Source organism: Phnomibacter ginsenosidimutans (assembly GCF_009740285.1).
GTDB lineage: Bacteria > Bacteroidota > Bacteroidia > Chitinophagales > Chitinophagaceae > Phnomibacter > Phnomibacter ginsenosidimutans.
Genome location: NZ_CP046566.1, coordinates 1,708,909 through 1,727,500 on the forward strand (window position 1 = coordinate 1,708,909; position 18,592 = coordinate 1,727,500).

21 protein-coding genes (1 of these 21 cut by a window edge) are annotated in these 18,592 nt (G+C 46.2%); 12 read left to right on the plus strand and 9 right to left on the minus strand.

The window, feature by feature from the left end; all coding sequences use genetic code 11:
- Positions 1–23 precede the first annotated feature (23 nt).
- From GLV81_RS07400 to GLV81_RS07410, 3 genes are read left to right on the plus strand one after another with little or no spacing between them, the layout of a single operon-like run.
- On the plus strand, positions 24–1,079 hold the full coding sequence (locus tag GLV81_RS07400) for a sugar phosphate isomerase/epimerase family protein (protein WP_157478193.1): 1,056 nt from the start codon (positions 24–26) through the stop codon (positions 1,077–1,079).
- 24 nt (positions 1,080–1,103) lie between these two features.
- Positions 1,104–1,511: a c-type cytochrome gene (locus GLV81_RS07405; RefSeq protein WP_157478195.1), complete on the plus strand. Its 408-nt coding sequence runs from the start codon at positions 1,104–1,106 to the stop codon at positions 1,509–1,511.
- A 5-nt stretch (positions 1,512–1,516) separates the two neighbouring features.
- Positions 1,517–2,206, plus strand: a complete 690-nt coding sequence (locus tag GLV81_RS07410) for a 3-keto-disaccharide hydrolase (RefSeq protein WP_157478197.1) — start codon at positions 1,517–1,519, stop codon at positions 2,204–2,206.
- A 75-nt stretch (positions 2,207–2,281) separates the two neighbouring features.
- On the opposite strand, the gene GLV81_RS07415 is transcribed toward GLV81_RS07410, so the two are convergent.
- Together GLV81_RS07415 and GLV81_RS07420 are read right to left on the minus strand one after the other, a co-directional pair.
- On the minus strand, positions 2,282–3,037 hold the full coding sequence (locus tag GLV81_RS07415) for a sugar phosphate isomerase/epimerase family protein (RefSeq protein ID WP_157478199.1): 756 nt from the start codon (positions 3,035–3,037) through the stop codon (positions 2,282–2,284).
- Between the two features lie 17 nt (positions 3,038–3,054).
- Positions 3,055–3,150 carry a twin-arginine translocation signal domain-containing protein gene (locus tag GLV81_RS07420; protein ID WP_157478201.1) on the minus strand — a complete coding sequence of 32 codons (96 nt, stop codon included), beginning with the start codon at positions 3,148–3,150 and terminating at the stop codon, positions 3,055–3,057.
- A 66-nt stretch (positions 3,151–3,216) separates the two neighbouring features.
- On the opposite strand from GLV81_RS07420, the gene GLV81_RS07425 reads away from it, so the two are divergent.
- Complete coding sequence (locus GLV81_RS07425; RefSeq protein WP_157478203.1) at positions 3,217–3,612, plus strand: DUF1801 domain-containing protein; 396 nt, start codon at positions 3,217–3,219, stop codon at positions 3,610–3,612.
- On the opposite strand, the gene GLV81_RS07430 is transcribed toward GLV81_RS07425, so the two are convergent.
- Positions 3,613–4,197, minus strand: coding sequence for a DUF4197 domain-containing protein (locus tag GLV81_RS07430; protein WP_246186309.1), 585 nt, complete (start codon positions 4,195–4,197; stop codon positions 3,613–3,615). It abuts the gene before it with no gap.
- Between the two features lie 19 nt (positions 4,198–4,216).
- Complete coding sequence (locus GLV81_RS07435; protein ID WP_157478207.1) at positions 4,217–4,372, minus strand: hypothetical protein; 156 nt, start codon at positions 4,370–4,372, stop codon at positions 4,217–4,219.
- Positions 4,373–4,446: 74 nt separating this feature from the next.
- Here GLV81_RS07435 and GLV81_RS07440 point away from each other — a divergent pair, with 74 nt between their 5' ends.
- The 5 genes from GLV81_RS07440 to GLV81_RS07460 all read left to right on the plus strand — a co-directional run bounded on the left by GLV81_RS07440 (position 4,447) and on the right by GLV81_RS07460 (position 10,090).
- Positions 4,447–5,589 (plus strand): NAD(P)/FAD-dependent oxidoreductase, encoded by a 1,143-nt coding sequence (locus GLV81_RS07440; RefSeq protein WP_157478209.1) that lies wholly within the window; start codon positions 4,447–4,449, stop codon positions 5,587–5,589.
- A gap of 25 nt (positions 5,590–5,614) precedes the next feature.
- Positions 5,615–6,448 carry a glutaminyl-peptide cyclotransferase gene (locus GLV81_RS07445; protein WP_157478211.1) on the plus strand — a complete coding sequence of 278 codons (834 nt, stop codon included), beginning with the start codon at positions 5,615–5,617 and terminating at the stop codon, positions 6,446–6,448.
- A 639-nt stretch (positions 6,449–7,087) separates the two neighbouring features.
- On the plus strand, positions 7,088–7,531 hold the full coding sequence (locus tag GLV81_RS07450) for a group I intron-associated PD-(D/E)XK endonuclease (RefSeq protein ID WP_197429014.1): 444 nt from the start codon (positions 7,088–7,090) through the stop codon (positions 7,529–7,531).
- Between the two features lie 231 nt (positions 7,532–7,762).
- Positions 7,763–8,365: a gluconate 2-dehydrogenase subunit 3 family protein gene (locus GLV81_RS07455; protein WP_157478212.1), complete on the plus strand. Its 603-nt coding sequence runs from the start codon at positions 7,763–7,765 to the stop codon at positions 8,363–8,365.
- A 6-nt stretch (positions 8,366–8,371) separates the two neighbouring features.
- The gene (locus GLV81_RS07460) at positions 8,372–10,090 is read left to right on the plus strand and encodes a GMC oxidoreductase (RefSeq protein WP_157478214.1); all 1,719 of its coding nucleotides are present in this window, start codon (positions 8,372–8,374) and stop codon (positions 10,088–10,090) included.
- Positions 10,091–10,094: 4 nt separating this feature from the next.
- Here GLV81_RS07460 and GLV81_RS07465 read toward each other — a convergent pair whose 3' ends face one another.
- Positions 10,095–11,576 (minus strand): ABC transporter ATP-binding protein, encoded by a 1,482-nt coding sequence (locus GLV81_RS07465; protein WP_246186310.1) that lies wholly within the window; start codon positions 11,574–11,576, stop codon positions 10,095–10,097.
- Entirely contained in the window at positions 11,560–11,928 is a 369-nt protein-coding gene (locus tag GLV81_RS20140) for a 6TM ABC transporter family protein (RefSeq protein ID WP_246186311.1), read from the minus strand. Before GLV81_RS20140 ends, GLV81_RS07465 begins: the two co-directional genes overlap by 17 nt.
- A 124-nt stretch (positions 11,929–12,052) precedes the next feature.
- On the opposite strand from GLV81_RS20140, the gene GLV81_RS07470 reads away from it, so the two are divergent.
- Together GLV81_RS07470 and GLV81_RS07475 are read left to right on the plus strand one after the other, a co-directional pair.
- Positions 12,053–13,408, plus strand: a complete 1,356-nt coding sequence (locus tag GLV81_RS07470; RefSeq protein ID WP_157478216.1) for a pyridoxal-phosphate dependent enzyme — start codon at positions 12,053–12,055, stop codon at positions 13,406–13,408.
- A 99-nt stretch (positions 13,409–13,507) separates the two neighbouring features.
- Positions 13,508–14,305, plus strand: a complete 798-nt coding sequence (locus tag GLV81_RS07475; protein WP_157478218.1) for a DUF4846 domain-containing protein — start codon at positions 13,508–13,510, stop codon at positions 14,303–14,305.
- Positions 14,306–14,322: 17 nt separating this feature from the next.
- On the opposite strand, the gene aroQ is transcribed toward GLV81_RS07475, so the two are convergent.
- The 3 genes from aroQ to GLV81_RS07490 all read right to left on the minus strand — a co-directional run bounded on the left by aroQ (position 14,323) and on the right by GLV81_RS07490 (position 17,231).
- Complete coding sequence (aroQ, locus tag GLV81_RS07480; RefSeq protein ID WP_157478219.1) at positions 14,323–14,739, minus strand: type II 3-dehydroquinate dehydratase; 417 nt, start codon at positions 14,737–14,739, stop codon at positions 14,323–14,325.
- Positions 14,740–14,814: 75 nt separating this feature from the next.
- Positions 14,815–15,906 (minus strand): glutamine-hydrolyzing carbamoyl-phosphate synthase small subunit, encoded by a 1,092-nt coding sequence (gene carA, locus GLV81_RS07485; RefSeq protein ID WP_157478221.1) that lies wholly within the window; start codon positions 15,904–15,906, stop codon positions 14,815–14,817.
- Between the two features lie 89 nt (positions 15,907–15,995).
- On the minus strand, positions 15,996–17,231 hold the full coding sequence (locus GLV81_RS07490) for an ROK family transcriptional regulator (RefSeq protein ID WP_157478223.1): 1,236 nt from the start codon (positions 17,229–17,231) through the stop codon (positions 15,996–15,998).
- A 200-nt stretch (positions 17,232–17,431) separates the two neighbouring features.
- Here GLV81_RS07490 and nagB point away from each other — a divergent pair, with 200 nt between their 5' ends.
- Positions 17,432–18,592 carry the 5' portion of a glucosamine-6-phosphate deaminase gene (nagB, locus tag GLV81_RS07495; protein WP_157478225.1) on the plus strand. It continues 738 nt past the right edge of the window, so the window shows 1,161 of its 1,899 coding nt (coding positions 1–1,161); its start codon is at positions 17,432–17,434; the stop codon falls past the right edge of the window.

An 18,592-nucleotide genomic window follows, 5' to 3' on the forward strand; every position in this document is an offset into this window, starting at 1 on the left:
TGTGCCTCTGTGCGAGAAACTCTATGACAACGATAAAAGGACCTGCCATTTTTCTGGCTCAGTTTATGGGCGAAGTGGCGCCGTTTAATGATTTGAAAAGCATTTGCCAATGGGCAAAAAGTTTGGGTTTTGTGGGCGTACAAATTCCGAGTTGGGATAGCCGTTGTATTGATTTGCAACGAGCTGCCGAAAGCAAAACCTACGCCGATGAAATCAAAGGCCTTGTAAACGAATGTGGCCTCGAGATTACAGAACTCAGTACGCATTTGCAAGGCCAATTGGTAGCGGTGCATCCTGCTTATGATGCGATGTTTGATGGCTTTGCACCTGAATCGGTGCGGGGCAACAGCAAGGCCAGAACAGCATGGGCCATTCAGCAGTTGAAATACGCTGCTAAAGCATCTGCCAATTTAGGCTTGAATGCACATGCTACTTTTAGTGGGGCACTGTTGTGGCACACGGTATACCCATGGCCGCAACGCCCTGCAGGTTTGGTAGAAACAGGCTTCAAAGAACTGGCCAATCGTTGGCTGCCCATCCTCAACGAGTTTGATGCACAGGGTGTTGATCTCTGCTACGAAATTCATCCGGGTGAAGATTTGCACGATGGTGTTTCTTATGAAATGTTTTTAGAAGCCACAGGCAATCATCAACGTGCTTGTTTGTTGTACGATCCGTCGCATTTCGTTTTGCAATGCCTCGACTATCTCAGCTATATCGATCATTATCATGAACGCATCAAAATGTTTCATGTAAAAGATGCCGAATTTAACCCTACCGGAAAGCAAGGCGTGTATGGGGGGTATCAAAGCTGGATCAACAGGGCGGGTCGTTTCCGCAGTTTGGGCGATGGTCAGGTTGATTTCAAAAGCATTTTCAGCAAGTTGGCTGCTTACGATTACAAGGGTTGGGCCGTAATGGAATGGGAGTGTGCCATCAAGCATCCGGAGGATGGTGCCAGAGAAGGAGCCATCTTTATTCAAGACCACATCATCCGGGTAACGGATAAAGCCTTTGATGATTTTGCAGGAACCGGCGCCAATGAACAATTAAACCGTTCAATACTTGGATTGAGTTAATTTTAAAGCCTTAAAACAATATCTATGAAAAGAATATTTTTTGTGGCCTGTGTGGCCATGGCAGCAGTAGCTTGTGGTGGCAATGAAAGTAGTAGCACAACTCAAACAACCGTTACTCCGGATGAAGAGAAAACAGCTGCACCTGCTGATGAACTTTCTTCAAATCCTGATTATAAAAATGGTTTGGCATTGGTGGCAAAATCTGATTGCCTTACCTGTCATAAAGTGAGTGAAACTTCAACCGGCCCTTCATACAAAGATGTAGCTGCTAAATATCCCAATGCCGACGATGCAACCGTAACCATGCTGGCCGAAAAAATCATCAAAGGAGGATCGGGTAACTGGGGGCAAATTCCTATGACACCGCATCCTACCGTTTCAATCGACGATGCCAAGCAGATGGTGAAATACGTACTGCTGCTCAATAAATAAACTACATGAAAAAAATCACGACCACATTATTCTCTTTGCTGTGCTTGCAGCTGAGTATGTATGCACAACCCAAGGCTGACAAGGGTTTCAAGCTTTTATTTGACGGCACAACCACCAATGGCTGGCACAAATTCAATAAGCCCGGTACCATTGGCAAAGGCTGGCAAGCAAAAGATGGTGTATTAATGCTCGACCCTGCTGCAAAAGATGGCGGCGATATTGTTACTGATAATGCTTACGAAAACTTTCACCTCAAACTGGAATGGAAAGTAGCCGAAGGAAGTAACAGCGGCGTTATGTTTTTTGTACAGGAAGGTGATCAATACAGTCATCCTTGGAAGACGGGGCCTGAAATGCAGGTGCTCGACAACGACCGTCATGCCGATGCCAAAATTCACAAGCACCGTGCCGGCGATTTATATGACATGATTGCTTCATCTTCTGAGCCCGTAAAACCGGTAGGCGAGTGGAACCTTGCAGAAATTATTTGCAACAAAGGCAAACTCACCTTCAAGCTGAATGCTGTGGTAATTGTTGAAACTACATACAATGATGCATCATGGGCACAAATGATTGCGAACAGTAAGTTTAAAAACATGCCTGGCTTCGGCACATTTACCCAAGGTAAGATAGGCCTGCAAGACCACGGCGATTTGGTGTGGTTTCGAAACATTCAAATTAAAGCGTTGAAATAATTTAATGCTGCATCAATAAAAAAGTGTCGCTCCGTTTGGGGCGACACTTTTTGTTGGTGCCTGAAAAATAAAAGACTACTTCACCAGATTGCCTTTTACATAGCGGATGCATTTTTCAACGCTGTCGTAGGGCGATACCGCATAGTTTTCTTGCTCTACAAAAAAGTATTCCAATCCCGATTGTTTGGCTTTAGCAAAAATGGCTTTGAAGTCGATGCTGCCATTGCCTACTTCGGTTTGTTTGTCTTTGTTGTTTTTGTCCATGTCTTTTACATGCCACATTACAAAACGGCCGGGCTGTGCGGCAAACAATGCAAACGGATCTTTGCCGGCATTTTTTACCCAATACAAATCGAGTTCCAGTTTTACCATAGAAGCATCGGTTTCATTCAGGATAATATCGTAGCCAGTGCCACCGCCGGGCAGTGTGTCAAACTCAAAAGCATGATTGTGGTAGGCAAATTTGAGACCACCTGCTTTACACAATTCGGCGCCACGGTTCAATCGTGCTGCCAGTTTTTTATAGTCATCAGGTGTTTTGCGGTATTGCTCCTCCAGCCAGGGTACTACCAAATAATCGTTGCCAATCAGCTTGGCATCATCCACCGCTTTCTTCCATACATCGTCGTTGCCTTTATGTAAAAACTCAGCAAGGCCAATGTGTGCACTCGGGCTGGTGACACCATACTTTTTTAGAATGGCAGCAGTGGCCTGCATGTCGTTGCCAAAATATTTGCCATCATTGTAGCCAAACATTTCTATTTGCTGATAACCCATGCCGGCCAGTCTGCCAATCACACTGTCGAGACCAGCTTTCAACTCATCCCGCACACTGTAGAGCTGAATGCCTATTTTTCTTTTTTAGGAGCAAATGCCAGTGCATCAGACAATCCGAATGCCAAGGATGCCAGTGCGGTGGTCTGCACAAATTTTCTTCTGTTCATATGGCCGTTGTTTTCGAGGTTTTATACTTTTAAAATTAAGGGAGCCACACCGAAGTCACTCAAAAAATGGAATACAAAGTTTCCTCATACATCGAATCACTGCCCGAAGTGGAGTCTGCATTAGCTGCTGAGCTGCGGTCACTCATCTGTACAGCAATGCCGCAGGTACAGGAAAAGTTCAGTTTCAAGATTCCGTTTTATCATTATCACGGCATGTTCTGTTACATCAATTACCTGCGCAAAACCGGTGGCATTGAGGTGTGCTTTTGCCGCGGCAAAGATTTGTTGCTGGCTTATCCGCAACTGCAACAAAACGGTCGCAATATGGTCGCTGGTATTTCCCTGTTTGAGATGAAAGATATTCAACGCAAGTCGGTGTCAGAAGTGTTGCATGCCGCTGCCGCCTGGCAGGTAGAAGCATGGCAACAAAAGCGCAGTTTTTTACGCAACAAACATTCCTGACTATTTACTGCCGAATACTTTTCGCAACAACTCAGTTGTTCTTGCTGCCGGGTTTTTGCGAATGTCTTTTTCTTCCTGCGCCAGTTGTATGAAAATGCCCCGCAAAGCCTGCTCGGTTACATACGCTGTGAGGTCGGGATTGATTTTTTTGCTGGCAAATTTGTTGTAGTTGGTAAACAACGTATTCCAATGTTTGGTAGCACCCACTTTGTCGATGGATTGTGCAATTACTGGTCGGAATGCTTCTGTTAATGCACTGCTGGTGCTGCCCCGGAGATAAGCCGTTGCGGCCGTATCGCTGCCCCGTAGTATTCCCCATGCATCTTGCCAGCTCATGTTTACAATGGCCTGTTTAAAAATAGGAGCTGCAGATTTGGCAGCATCTTCTGCGGCACGGTTCATGCTCAAAATAGCATCGTCGGCCAGCTTGCCCATGCCCAAATTGCGCAATGTTTTTTCCACCTTCCGGGCTTCTTCGGGCAGCAATATTTTTACGGCGGCATTGGCAAAAAAGCCATCTGTTTTACTCAGCAGGTTGCTGCTTTTTTGCGACCCTATTTCCAGGGCTTGTTTCAATCCACTCACCACATCGGTAGTGCTAAGACTATCCCTTGCTGCCGGTTACTTTTTTCAGCAGGCTTTCTACCGTTTGTTTGCTGCTGTCACTGGTTGGCTTTTTCAGCAGGTCTTTTAGTTTTTGTGCTGGCAGTTGTGTACTCACCAAAATGCCCATCATCAACAGTGTCAAAATTTGCCGCATGTTTTTTCTTGTTTGAAACGTAAATATGCGCATTGGTTTACAGCCTTGCTGTTACTTTAACGAAATTTGCACGTATGCCACATGCCATGTCCTTTTGGGAAAAAGATACCTGGTTACAACCTGCCGATGTACTCATTTTGGGTGGTGGCTTGCTGGGTTTATGGACGGCCATTCAATACAAACAACAGCAACCTTCCAAGCGGGTGGTACTCATCGATCATGCACCCATACCCACTGGTGCCAGCACCCGCAATGCCGGTTTTGCCTGCTTTGGCAGCCCCAGCGAAATGCTCTACGATGCGCAACTCAATGGCACCGATGCCATGCTGCAAGTGGTAGAAATGCGCTACAAAGGCATACAACAATTGCGTAGCACTTTGGGCGATGCCCGCATTGGTTTGGAACTTTGTGGTGGCTTTGAATGCTACACTGAATGGCCCAATGATTTTGAGGATAAACTGCATGAATTGAATGGTTGGCTGGCACCCATCATGGGTACGCCTCAGGCATTTGCACCCATGCACGAAAGCATGCACAGCATGCAGCTGCAAGGCTTTGCTGGCATGGCGGGCAACTTGCTGGAAGGAGCGGTACACAGCGGCAAACTGGTACAAGCCATGATGCAGCTGGCACAAGAAAAGGGTGTTCAATGTTTATATGGATTACAACATCAGGGTTGGCAACTGGGGCAAAACAATGTGTTGGAAACTGCTATCGGCAGTATTCCGTTTCATCAGCTGGTCATTACCACGAATGCGTATTTAAGCAGCATGCAGCCACAGCTGGGCATCAAACCAGCACGTGGACAGGTATTGGTGTCTAAACCATTAGAGGGTTTGAAAATGAACGGTACATTTCATTTTGATGAAGGCTTTTATTACTGGCGCCATTTGGGAAATCGCATTTTGCTGGGTGGTGCCCGCAATGCCGATTTTGCCGGCGAAGAAACGCTGGATACAGGCACCAGTGTTGTTATCCAACAACAGCTCGAACAATTCCTCATTCGTCATCTACCCCAATATTTTTCAACAGATAATATTGCCGCACAAATCGATTACCGTTGGGGTGGGCTCATGGCTATGAGTGAAAGCAAACTGCCTGTGCTACAGGTCTTGTCGCCCAATGTGTGGGGCGCTATGAGTTGCAATGGCATGGGCGTGGCCATTACCCCCGTGTTTGCCGCTCAAGTAGTTCGCAGCCTCTTAACAAACGCTTGATGCAGCTACTGCTTAATTTTACCACATGAACAATGCTTTCTTTCGTCGAACTACTGTTGCAGCTTTGGTGCTGCTGGCAGCCTGTGCCAACCCCGATGCCAATACCGGTACCAGCAACGAGCCTGCTGTAGCCGACAATGCGCCAGCCATCATCAACTACCAACTCATCAATACTTATCCGCATGATGCCGGTGCATTTACGCAAGGCCTGGTGTGGTACAATAATCATTTGGTAGAAGGCACCGGCCAATACGGCGAAAGCAACATACGCCACGTAGACTTGGCTACAGGCAAAGTGAGCAAGGAAGTGAAAAATGATAAAGATATTTTCGGCGAAGGCGTCACCATACTCAACGGAAAAATTTACCAGCTCACTTGGAAAAACAAGAAAGCGTTTGTATACGATGTTTCTACCTTCAAATTATTGAATGAATTTCCTATAAATACAGGCACCAAAGAAGGTTGGGGCATTACCCACAACGGCACCGAGCTCATCGTTAGCGATGGTTCCAGCAATCTGTACTTTCTCAATCCTGCTACTTTTCAGGAAACCAAACGCATTGGCGTGGCCGATGCCATGGGCCCCAGGGGAAATCTTAACGAGCTGGAATACATCAATGGCTTTGTGTACGCCAACATTTGGCAGACGGATGACATCGTAAAAATTGACCCCAACAGCGGTCAAATTGTGGGCCGCCTCAACTTTGCCGATCTCAAAAACAAGGCCGGCATTACCAGCAACCCCTTGGATGCCAAGGCACCCGAAGTGCTCAATGGCATCGCCTACGATTCTGCCGGTCAGCGCCTGTTCATTACCGGCAAATACTGGCCCAAGCTGTTCGAAATTAAATTGCAGTAAGCAGGATAGGGGCTGTCAGCTATTGTGCAACCCTCAGCAGCAGTTCCCGCTGTCCGCTTGTAGCCCCGACCGAAGCGTCGGGGGCTACCGCTACCTTCGGGCAGCCCATCAGCCATTGTGCAAAGCTGGCCATTCCATTTGCTCTTTCATGTCATCCGTGCATCTGTGGCAAATCATATTACGCCCTTTCAGGGCTGAGTTGTGTCTTGTTTTCTAATCCACGGGTTACACCCGTGGCTAAAGTATTGTCGCCCCTTTAGGGCTTGAGTAGCCTTCAACGCAAAAGAAAAATCGGTATAAATTTATTTTCATCCGTTTGCCTCCGCGTCCCACATCCATCGTGAAAAGCAATCGGTGAATCATCGCCATTCATCAAAAAAGAAATCCGTGTTCATCCGTTCCCATCCGTAAAAATCCGCGTCCCAATAGCCCCCTTTCATTAAAATCCATTTTATTTGCAGCCGAAATTGCCTTGGCCGTTTCGATAGTTCTTTACAATATGGTCCGGTAGCTCAGCTGGATAGAGCAACTGCCTTTAATGAATAGGAGCCTTACGGTAGGAAACAAAACTCCGTAAGTGGATACCACTGTATCGGTGAACGCTTCGATGACTCGTCATCATGCCAACCCCGAGGAAACTTGAGTTTCGATTTGTATTTTGGAAAGATGATAACCCATCACACAAAAAACAAAGGCGATCTCGGTGTATTGAAGGCAAAGCTTGATCTCTTTCTGCAAGGATATCTGGTATTGGTGCCCGAAACCGAACATGCACCTTTTGATTTAGTCATTTATAAAGATGGCAAATTCAAAACGGTTCAAGTGAAGTACAGGGCTGTAAACAAACGTGGAGTTATCGAAATTCCGTTTCGTAATTCTTACAGCACTGCAAAGGGAGTAAATACTAAAAAAGTCAATAAAGCATTGGTGTCAATCTACGCCGTTTATTGTCCGCAAACAGATTCTTGCTATTATTTCAATCCACTTGAATATGGAGAGTCAATTGCTTTGAGGGTAAATGCATCTGTGAATCATCAGCAAAAAGGAACACATCTGGCTGATGATTTTAAAAAGGTTCCGTAGAGACTATACGTGGTACACCTGCAATGGTGAAGATATAGTCCAGACCCCAAACCGCACCCATGGTGTGGGCAGCGAAAGCTGTAGCAGGTAAGCTAAGCAGTAGGTCATTGGTTCGAATCCAATCCGGATCACATTGGTAAAAACCACCCCAACCGGGTGGTTTTTTTATGCCCATGCAGTATCAGCTGCATGGCGTAAATTGCATACTGTACCCTGATAATCCTACACCACATGCTTACACCCAACAAAACAGCTACCGGTAACCGCCGCGTATTTGTGAAACGGTTATCGCTTGGTATTGCAGGCATTGCCGCAGCTTGGGGAGGCTTTACGGTCTACCAAATCCGCAAGCATCCCAAACTCTCTTCCCTCGAAGCGCAAATACCCCTGCTCGATGAATTAGCCGAAACCATTATTCCGCAAACAGATACGCCCGGGGCCAAAGCTGCCGGTTGTGGCGCCATCATTGCCATCCTCATCAAAGACTGCACAGATCGTTCATCTCAAAACCGTTTCATCGACGGGCTCGACGCTTTGAAAGATTACTGCCAAAGTCACTATGATATGCCATTCGAAGCGCTATCGGAAGTAAGAAGAATTGCCGTACTACAGCATTTTGAAGCCAAGGGTAAACCAGCTGCTGGCATGTTGGGCAAAGCGCAGCGCAAACTCATGGGCGATTCATTTTTTACCACACTCAAAAACCTAACGGTTACGGCTTGGTGCACTAGCAAAGTTGGTGCCACACAAGGCCTGGCGTACGATTATATTCCCGGAGCTTACATTGCAGATGCACCCTTGCAACCGGGGCAACATTCCTGGGCCACTCAATAATATTTTATGGGCGATACGTTACACATCAATAAAGGCACTGCCAATACCGACCGTTATTACGATGCCATAGTGGTAGGAAGTGGAATCAGTGGTGGCTGGGCTGCTAAAGAACTGTGCCAAAAAGGATTGCGAACACTCGTACTCGAAAGAGGCCGCGATGTGCAACATATCCGCGATTATTCCACTGCTTCCATGAGCCCTTGGGAGTTTACGCACCGGCTCAATTTGACAAACACTGACCGTGAAGAAAATCCTATTCAAAGCGGCCAGTTTGATGAAAGCACCCGCCAGTTTTTTGTCAACGAAAAAGAGCATCCCTACATTCAGGAAAAGCCATTTCATTGGGTACGGGGCTATCAGGTTGGCGGCCGCAGTATTACCTGGGGCCGACAGTGCTACCGTCTTAGTGATTTGGACTTTGATGCCAATGCTAAAGATGGCATTGCGGTAGACTGGCCTATTCGCTACAAAGACCTGGCTCCGTGGTATGATTATGTAGAAGCCTTTGCCGGCATCAGCGGGCAAGCCGAAGGCATTCCACATTTACCCGACGGGGTGTTTTTGCCCGCCATGGAAATGAATGTGCTGGAAAAACATTTCAAAGCGCAAATACAAAAGCGTTATCCTGAAAGATTTGTTACCATTGGTCGTAGTGCCAATCTTACCAAAGGTTGGGAAGGCCGCGGCCCTTGTCAGTACAGAAACTTGTGCATGCGGGGTTGTCCCTTTGGAGGCTACTTCAGCAGCAATGCAGCTACGTTACCAGCGGCAGCGGCCACCGGCAATTTAACCATGCGCCCCAATGCCATTGTGAAAGAAGTGTTGTTTGATGCCAAATCTGGAAAGGCTACCGGCGTTCGCATTATTGATACTGAAACCAACAAAACGGAAGCGTTTTTTGCCCGTATTATTTTCCTGAATGCATCAACGATTGCTACAACTGCTATTTTGTTGCGTAGCACCAGTGCTGCTTTTCCAACAGGCTTGGGCAACAGCAGTGGTGTAGTTGGCAAGTATCTCATGGACCATCATTTCAGAGTGGGAGCAGAAGCACAATTCGATGGTTTTGCAGACCGCTACTACAAAGGCCGCCGGCCCAACGGAATATACATACCTCGCTTTCGCAATTTGCCCGACCCCACTACCAAACATGCTGATTTTATCAGGGGGTACGGCTATCAGGGTGATGGCGAACGGCAGGGTTGGAAAGACAAACTGCCGGGTTTGCCGGGCTTTGGTGCAGCTTTCAAACAACAACTGAGCACTCCTGGTTTGTGGACCATGTGGTTGGGGGCTTGGGGCGAAACATTGCCACAAGAAACCAACACCGTTGCTTTGGATAGCACAGAAAAAGACCAGTGGGGTTTGCCATTGGTACGCATTCATTTTGAATTTGGCAGCAATGAGTTGGCCATGCGCAAAGACATGAAGGCGAGTGCAGCAGACATGTTGTCGGCAGCGGGTTTCAAAAACATTCATGAATTTGATTACAACTCACCCGGTGGTGCTTGTGTGCACGAAATGGGTACGGTACGAATGGGTCGCGATGCCAAAACATCTGCCCTCAATGCATTCAATCAACTGCATGATGTGCCCAATGTGTTCATCACAGATGGCTCTTGCATGACTTCTTCTGCATGGCAAAACCCATCGCTAACGTATATGGCACTAACAGCACGTGCATGTGACTATGCAGTGATGCAAATGAAGGCGGGAAAGCTGTAAAGAATTATGCAATCAAATCTGATTGCTCATGCAGTTGCTGTTGCCGGTACATGTCGGCATAAGCGCCATTGGCGGCAAGTAAAGCTTCATGGGTTCCTATTTCCACCACACGGCCGTTGTCTATCACCACAATTTTATCGAAGCTAAACAGGCTGAATATGCGGTGGGTAATGACAATAGCAGTTTTATCGGCCAGGTATTGTTGCAAGTTTTGCTGAATGGCTTGTTCGGTGCTGGCATCTACGGCACTCAGGCAGTCATCGAGTACAATGAGTGATGCTGGTTTAAGCAATGCTCTGGCAATAGAAATGCGTTGCTTTTGCCCGCCACTGAGTGTAACGCCACGTTCGCCTACCACCGTGTCGTATTGTTTCTCGAAGCGATCAATTTCGGTATCAATCACAGCCATGCGGGCCGCATTTTTCACATCATCCAGGCTGGCTTCATTGTTGCCAAATCGAATGTTGTTGGCCACGGTATCGCTAAACAAAAATACTTCCTGCGGCACATAACTGATTTGCTTTCGCAAGGCTTCCAGCGTATAGTCTTTTACATTTTTTCCATTCAGCAGTACTTCGCCTTCGTTGGCATCAAACATGCGAAACAGCAGCGCCGCCAAACTGCTTTTACCACTTCCTGTTTTGCCAATGATGGCCACTTTTTCACCCGCTTTAATATGCAGGTTAAATGATTGGATGGCTTGAATGCCGGTATGTTCATAGCGAAATGAAACATTCTTGAATTCCACATCCACCGCAGCAGTGGCAATTTTTTCATCATGCCCTTCGGCAATGTTCGATTTGTATTGGAGCAATTCGTTCAATCGCTTTTGCGAAGCCGATGCCCGCTGTATCATACTGGCTACCCAGCCAATGGCACTTACGGGAAACGTGAGCATGTTTACATACAACACAAACTCAACAATAATGCCTACTTCACTAATCTTTCCATTGAGGAAATACAAGCCGCCAATCATGATGGTGAGCAAGGTGCTGAGGCCAATGAGCAGTTGAATAGAAGGGTAGTACACGGCTTCCACTTTGGCTAATCCAATGGCCTGGTCGCGGTACAATTCGCTGTTGCGATTGAAGAAGCCTGCCATCTGTTTTTCCTGCACATAACTCTTGATGACCCTAATGCCGCTGTACGATTGCTGCGCATTGCTGGTGAGGTCGCCCAACAGCGATTGTATTTTTTCACTCTTGTTGTGAATGATTGTGTTGACATAATAAATCACAAACGCCAATATGGGCAGTGGTGCCAGCGTGTACGAAGTGAGCTCGGCATTTTTAGCCAACATGTTGTACAGCGCAAATACAATAATCGTGATGAGGTTGATGAGGTACATGATAGCCGGACCGGTATACATTCTTACCCGGCTTACATCTTCGGCCATGCGACTCATCAGGTCGCCAACTGTGTGTTTTTTAAAGAAGCCTGCATCCAGTGTTTGGTAATGTTGAAACACTTCATTTTTCTCGATCAAATTCAATGTGGCGACTCATCACAATGATGGTTTGCCGCATGAAAAACATGAACACACCACGTATGAGTGCCAGCACCAAAATAGTAACACCGCACATGGTGACGATGCTGCCAAAACTCCAGTTCAGTCCTTCCATCCAATCGGTGAAGATGTTGACTAATGGATCGGTTTGGCGGCTGAGCGGACGGGCAGTAGCACCGGGAAGCAGCAGCTGCACTTTATCTACCACGTACGCCGTAATCTGTGGCGCCAGAATGGCAAAATAGTTGGAAATGATGATGAACAGCACACCAGCCAACAATCGGTTGCGGTACTTCCAGAAATATTTATTGACGGCTTGCAGGTGCTTCATGAGGGCGTAAAGGTATTGGTGCCGATGTTAACGATTTGAAAACCCGCTGTGTTCAACCAGCTGCTGCCACTTAGATGCGAAAACCTACATTTGCCCTTCCCTCAGAACGAAAAAATTGCTTGCTATGGCCTGGAAAAAAAACATTCTCGAAACAATTGGTAATACCCCGATGATTCAGCTGAACAAGGTGGTGAAAGACTTTCCTTGTACGGTGCTGGCCAAGGTGGATTATTTCAATCCTGGTAACAGTATCAAAGACCGCATGGCGCTGAAAATGGTGGAAGATGCCGAAGCTGATGGCCGGCTGAAACCCGGTGGTACTATTGTAGAAGGTACGAGTGGCAATACAGGCATGGGCCTGGCATTGGCTGCTTGTGTAAAAGGCTACAAATGCATTTTTGTAACGACTGATAAGCAGAGTAAAGAAAAGGCTGACATCTTGAAAGCTGTAGGAGCCGAAGTAATTGTGTGCCCCACCAATGTGATGCCCGAAGACCCGCGGAGTTATTACAGCGTAGCCAAGCGTTTGGCAACTGAAATACCCAATAGTGTGTACATGAACCAGTACGATAATTTATCGAACAGGCAGGCACACTACGAAAGCACGGGCCCCGAAATTTGGGAACAAACAGAAGGCAAGATTACGCACCTCGTTTGTACAGCAGGTACCGGTGGTACCATCGTGGGTACTGCTAAATATTTAAAAGAAAAGAATCCCAACATTCAAATCTGGGCCATTGATGTGTACGGTTCATTGCTTACCAAATATTTCCGCACTGGTGAGGTGGATATGAATGAAGTACATCCGTACATCAGCGAAGGTTTTGGCGAAGATTTTGTGCCACAGAATTACGATATGAGTGTGATTGATCACTTTGAACAGGTGACAGATAAAGATGGTGCCGTACAAGCCCGCCGATTGGCCCGTGAAGAAGGATTGTTTTGCGGTTACAGTGCCGGCAGTTGTTTTCAGGGCTTGCTGCAGTTGAAAGACAGATTGAAAAAGGATGATTTGGTAGTTTGTATTTTTCATCATGGCAGCCGCTATGTAGGCAAAGTATACAACGATCAGTGGATGATGGAGCGTGGTTTCCTGGATGTAAAAACCTTTAAAGACATTGTAAGTGGCCGTAGCCGCCAGCGTTTGATAACTGTGCATCCAAGCGATACTGTTGCTGCAGCTGTAGCGCTGATGCAGCAATACGATATTGAAAATATTCCTGTGATGGAGAACGACCGTAACATTGGTTCGCTCAGTGAGCAAGGATTGTTCAATAAAATTTTCAGCGATCCCGATTTGAAAAACCAATCTGTTGAGTTTGTGATGGAGCATCCTTATCCAGAAGTTTCCTATGATACGCCTGTAGAAAGATTGAGCAGTTTAATCACCCGTGAAAATGGTGCCGTATTGTCGAAAGACGAAGCGGGTAGCTATCACATCGTTACCAAGTACGATGTCATCAATAGCTTAGCGAAATAAAATTTCTTCATGTATTGATGTGAAAGCGGGTATTGAAAAATATCCGCTTTTTATTTATGTAAAGGCATTGTGTATTGCATCTGTTGCAAAAACATTGTTATGCGAAAATTGTGGTGGCTGCTGTTGGCAGCTCCAGTAGTTTGGTATGCCTGTACGCAGGCAAGTGCCGAACATCAGCAGGAGCAAGTATTGCATGCTTCGGGTAAAATGCCTGGAACCATTGCCATCAAACAAACGCCCAATATCAGTACCATTCTTACACCCAAAGGGTTTCAACGTACTCCTTTAGTAGGACACAGCTTTGGTAGTTGGTTACGCCAGTTGCCACTCCGCAACAACAACACCGTTTATCTTTTCAATGGCAAGCCAAAACCGTATCAATGGCTGCATCATGCAGTGTTGGATATTCCTATTGGCAAAGAAGATTTGCTGCAATGTGCTGATGCCATTATGTACTGCAGAGCTGCGTATTTGTACAACAGTAAAACAACGCAAACACTCTCATTTACTGACAATAATGGGAAAGTGTATAGTTGCCCATCAACGTCAACTCAGCAGCAGTTTCAACAGTTTCTGAGGAAAGTATATTCTTATTGCAACTCTGCATCTTTAGCCCGTCAAATGAGGCCCATTAAATATGCGCAGCTTCAACCCGGCGATGTTTTACTTCGGGGCGGTTTTCCCGGGCATGGCGTTTTAATAGTAGATATGTGTCAGAATGCAAAAGGGGAGAAGTTGTACCTGCTGGCACAAGGTTTTATGCCTGCGCAGGATATCCACGTATTGAAAAATCTGGAAGACAAATCCATTTCACCTTGGTACATGTTGGATACAACTGCATCCACCATTCAAACACCGCAGTTTTTATTTTATACTTCGGAAGCAAAAAGGTTTTGAGCATCAATAGGTGTTCGTTAATCCAGCAAAGACCGAAGCGCCAGCTCATAGCCTTTCAGGCCCAGCCCGATAATGGTGCCTTTGCATTTGGCACTTACATGACTGATGTGCCGAAAAGCTTCACGGGCAGCAGTGTTGCTGATATGTACTTCTACTACCGGTGCCTTAATGGCAGCAATGGCATCGCCCAAAGCCACGGATGTATGTGTATAGCCACCGGGATTGATGATGATGCCATGGGCAGTAAAACCTACTGTATGCAAGTAGTTGATGAGTTCGCCTTCCACATTGCTTTGAAAATATTGAATGTCTACCTGCGGAAACATGGCCCGTAGCTGTTCCAGATAGCTTTCAAAACTTTCGCTGCCGTAAACACCGGGCTCACGTTTGCCCAGCAAATTGAGGTTTGGTCCGTTGATGATGGCGATTTCCATGCCCGAATGTAAGTGGGTAAGGGCATAAAAAAAATTGACTCCTGATGGAGTCAATTTTCTATGTATATCGGAGCATTACATCATGCTCACAAACTGATCGAACAAGTAGCGACTGTCGTGTGGGCCGGGGGTTGCTTCTGGGTGGTACTGCACACTAAAGAATGGTTTGTCTTTTACCCGGATGCCTTCAATGCTGTCGTCGTTCAAATTCACATGGGTGATTTCGATGTGGTCAGCTTTACGTACAGCTTCGGGGTCTACACCAAACCCATGGTTTTGTGTGGTGATTTCACTCTTGCCTGTTTGCAGGTTTTTCACCGGGTGGTTGAGGCCGCGGTGACCATGGTGCATCTTATACGTGGGAATATCGTGGGCCAAAGCCAGCAACTGGTGGCCAAGACAAATACCAAACATGGGCTTTTCGGCCTTGGTCAGTTGTTTAATGGTATCAATAGCGTAGTCCATGGCAGCGGGGTCGCCGGGGCCATTGCTGATAAAAATGCCATCGGGGTTAAAAGCCAACACTTCTTCTGCTGTAGTTTTTGCAGGAAATACTTTGGCATATACACCGCGGTCGGCCATGGATTGCAGAATGTTTCTTTTACAACCAAAATCGAGCACTGATACTTTTTTGGGCGCATCGGGATTGCCCACAAAATAAGGCGCATCAGTTGTCACGTGTGAAGCCAATTCCAAGCCGCCCATATCAGGAACGGTCTTCATCATTGCTTTCAGTTCTTCTATGCTTGTACCATCGCTGCTGATGATGCAGTTCATGGCACCTTGCGTACGGATGTAAGCTACCAATGCACGGGTGTCAATGTTTTCAATGGCTACCACATTGTTTTTTTCGAGATAGCTCTGGAGTGTATCCTGTGCCATCATACGGCTAAATTGCTCCTCGAGGTTGCGGCCAATGAGTCCTTTGATTTTTACACTTTCACTTTCTACATCGGTATCCAATACACCATAGTTGCCAATGTGCACACTATTCATAATCAGCACCTGACCGTAGTAGCTGGGGTCGGTAAATACTTCCTGATAGCCGGTCATGCCGGTATTGAAGCAGATTTCACCGGCAGTGGTGCCAATTTTGCCAAAGGCATAGCCATGAAAAACATGTCCATCTTCCAGTAGGAGGATGGCCGGTTGTGAAGAATGACTCATGTTGGGGGAAAATTTGCTTGCGATTAATTGGCTGCAAAAGTAATGGAATCAGCTGCAGCACTGTCTTGTTTTTTCGGGATGTGAAGATTTTATACCAAGCCCACAATCTTATCCCTTACCAACAGGCAGGCACCCTGCAAACCGGCTTTCTCAAACATATCGCTGAGTACCACTTTGGTATCAGAGTTGACCAAGGTGAGTGAGTGCTGAATCAAAGAGGTTTTTACCGGCAGCAGCAGCGATTCGCCCACCTGACTAAGGGTGCCGCTAAGGATGATGAGTTGCGGATTAAGCAGGTTAATTGTAACTGCCAGGCCTCGGCCAATTTTACTGGCAATATTGCCAATGCCTTGAATGGCAAGGTTATCACCTTTCTGAATGGCTTCTACAACGTCTTCAATTTCAATCAGTTTTTTTCTTTCCAGCACCCTTGCCAGTACACTATTGCTGCCGGCTTTCATTTCTGCCTCAATCCATTCTATCAAAGCCCGGCCGCTGGCTTCAGTTTCCATACAGCCTTTTTTGCCACAAAAGCAAATCTTTTCGTTGTCGAACAAGGGGATATGGCCAAGTTCGCCGGCATAGCCAGAAGTGCCAAACACCGGTTTGCCGTTTACAAACATGCCCAACGCCATGCCATAGTCCAGGTTGAGGACAAGTACTTCTGAATGAGCGGCATATTTACCAAAGTGATATTCGCCATAAGCCATTGTGCGGCTATCATTATCCAGGTACACGGGCATGCCAAATTCTTGCTCCAGTGTTTGCTTTACAGGGGCATCCGAAAAATGGTAAATAGTAAGTATCTCGCCGGTACGTACATTAATGCGACCGGAAATAGATACGCCCATACCCACAATTTTTTCGGCGGGAACGCCCGTCATTTGAATAAACTGCCGTACCTGATTGACAATTTCCTGCAAGGCTGTTTTGGCTTCTTCAAAAAAGAAGGGTATTTCATAGCTGGCCTTAATCATGGTTTTATCAAAACCCATTAAGCCAATATTCAGCTTGTATTTTTTAATCTCCAGCCCAATGAAATAGCAGCTGTCGGTAGCCAAGCCGTAAAATGTAGCTTTTCTGCCCGGTCCTTCTGAGCGTTTGCCTTTGTCGCACACAAAGCCCTCGTCGGCCAGCTCATTCAGCAGTTCTGTGGCTTTTGGTACACTGATATTGAGTGATTCTGCAATTTCATTGATGGTTATTTCTTCAATGCCACTGAGTTCAGCAATGATGCGTTTGCGTCGGGCATGGTCTTTAAAAGCAACGCCGGTGAGCATTTCTCCATTGAAATGACTCAGTATTTTGGTTCTTATTGTAGCCACTTTCGGTTATTTGATGGCAAAAATAAAGATGAAATCGATTTTTGATAAAATATTTTATTATAAACGCCGATTTAAGAAAAAAATCATGTTCAACTATGAATAGTTTTTTACAAATTTGCAACTACATCGGTGCTGTTCCTTAGTTGGAATGAAGTCATTGGTGTTATTTACTTTTTTGCGTCAATTTATCCTCAGCAACCATGGTTACTTCGTACGAAAAAATTCCTGTTCAGATTTTTGAAACACCTTTTCAGGGTTCTGCTTTTGCAGCAGTTCAAATTGCCAACCTCATTCGTGCCCGCCAAATGGAAGGTAAAAAATGTGTGTTAGGGCTGGCCACTGGTTCTACGCCCATTTCGCTATACAAAGAGTTGGTAAGACTGCACAAGGAGGAAGGACTAAGCTTTGCCAATGTCATCACTTTCAACCTCGATGAATATTACCCGTTGGAAAGAGAAGCCGTGCAGAGTTATTGGAGCTTCATGCATCGCAATCTTTTCGATCATGTTGATATCAACCCTGCTAATATTCATATTCCCAATGGAGAGTGGAAACAAGACGAAATCAAAAAGTACTGTCTTGACTACGAAGCACGGATCGACGCAGTAGGCGGTATCGATTTGCAAATATTGGGCATAGGTAATAATGGACATATCGGTTTCAATGAACCGGGTTCTAGTATATATAGTAAAACTCGATTGGTAAATCTTGAAAACAGTACAAGGATTGCCAATAGCAAGGATTTCCAGAACATCAGCAAAGTGCCTCGTCTGGCTATCACCATGGGCATCAGCACTATCCTCAAGGCTCGTCGGATTTTATTGATGGCCTGGGGCTTCAAAGCCGGTATCGTTGCCCGTTCAGTAGAAGGCGATGTAACCGAGCAGGTACCTGCCAGTTTGTTGCAGCAACACAACGACTGCGTTTTCATTGTTGATCAGCAAGCAGCCAGCGAATTGACACGCATCAAGAGTCCTTGGATGACTGGCGAAGTAGAATGGACACCAAAAATGATCCGTCGTGCTGTTATCAACATGGCGTTGAAATTGGGCAAGCCCGTGCTGAGCCTCACCAATCACGACTATACCGAAAATGGTTTGGGCGAACTCTTGGTAGAGAAAGGTGACGCTTACGAAATCAACCTGCAGGTATATTACTTATTGCGAGATAGCATTACTGGTTGGCCCGGTGGTAAACCAGATGTGGTAATACCTACACATCCGGAGCGGTCTACGCCATATCCTAAACGAAGCCTCATTTTCTCACCTCACCCCGATGATGATATTATCAGCATGGGGGGCACATTTATGCGCCTGCATGACCAGGGGCATGAAGTACACGTAGCTTACCAAACAAGCGGC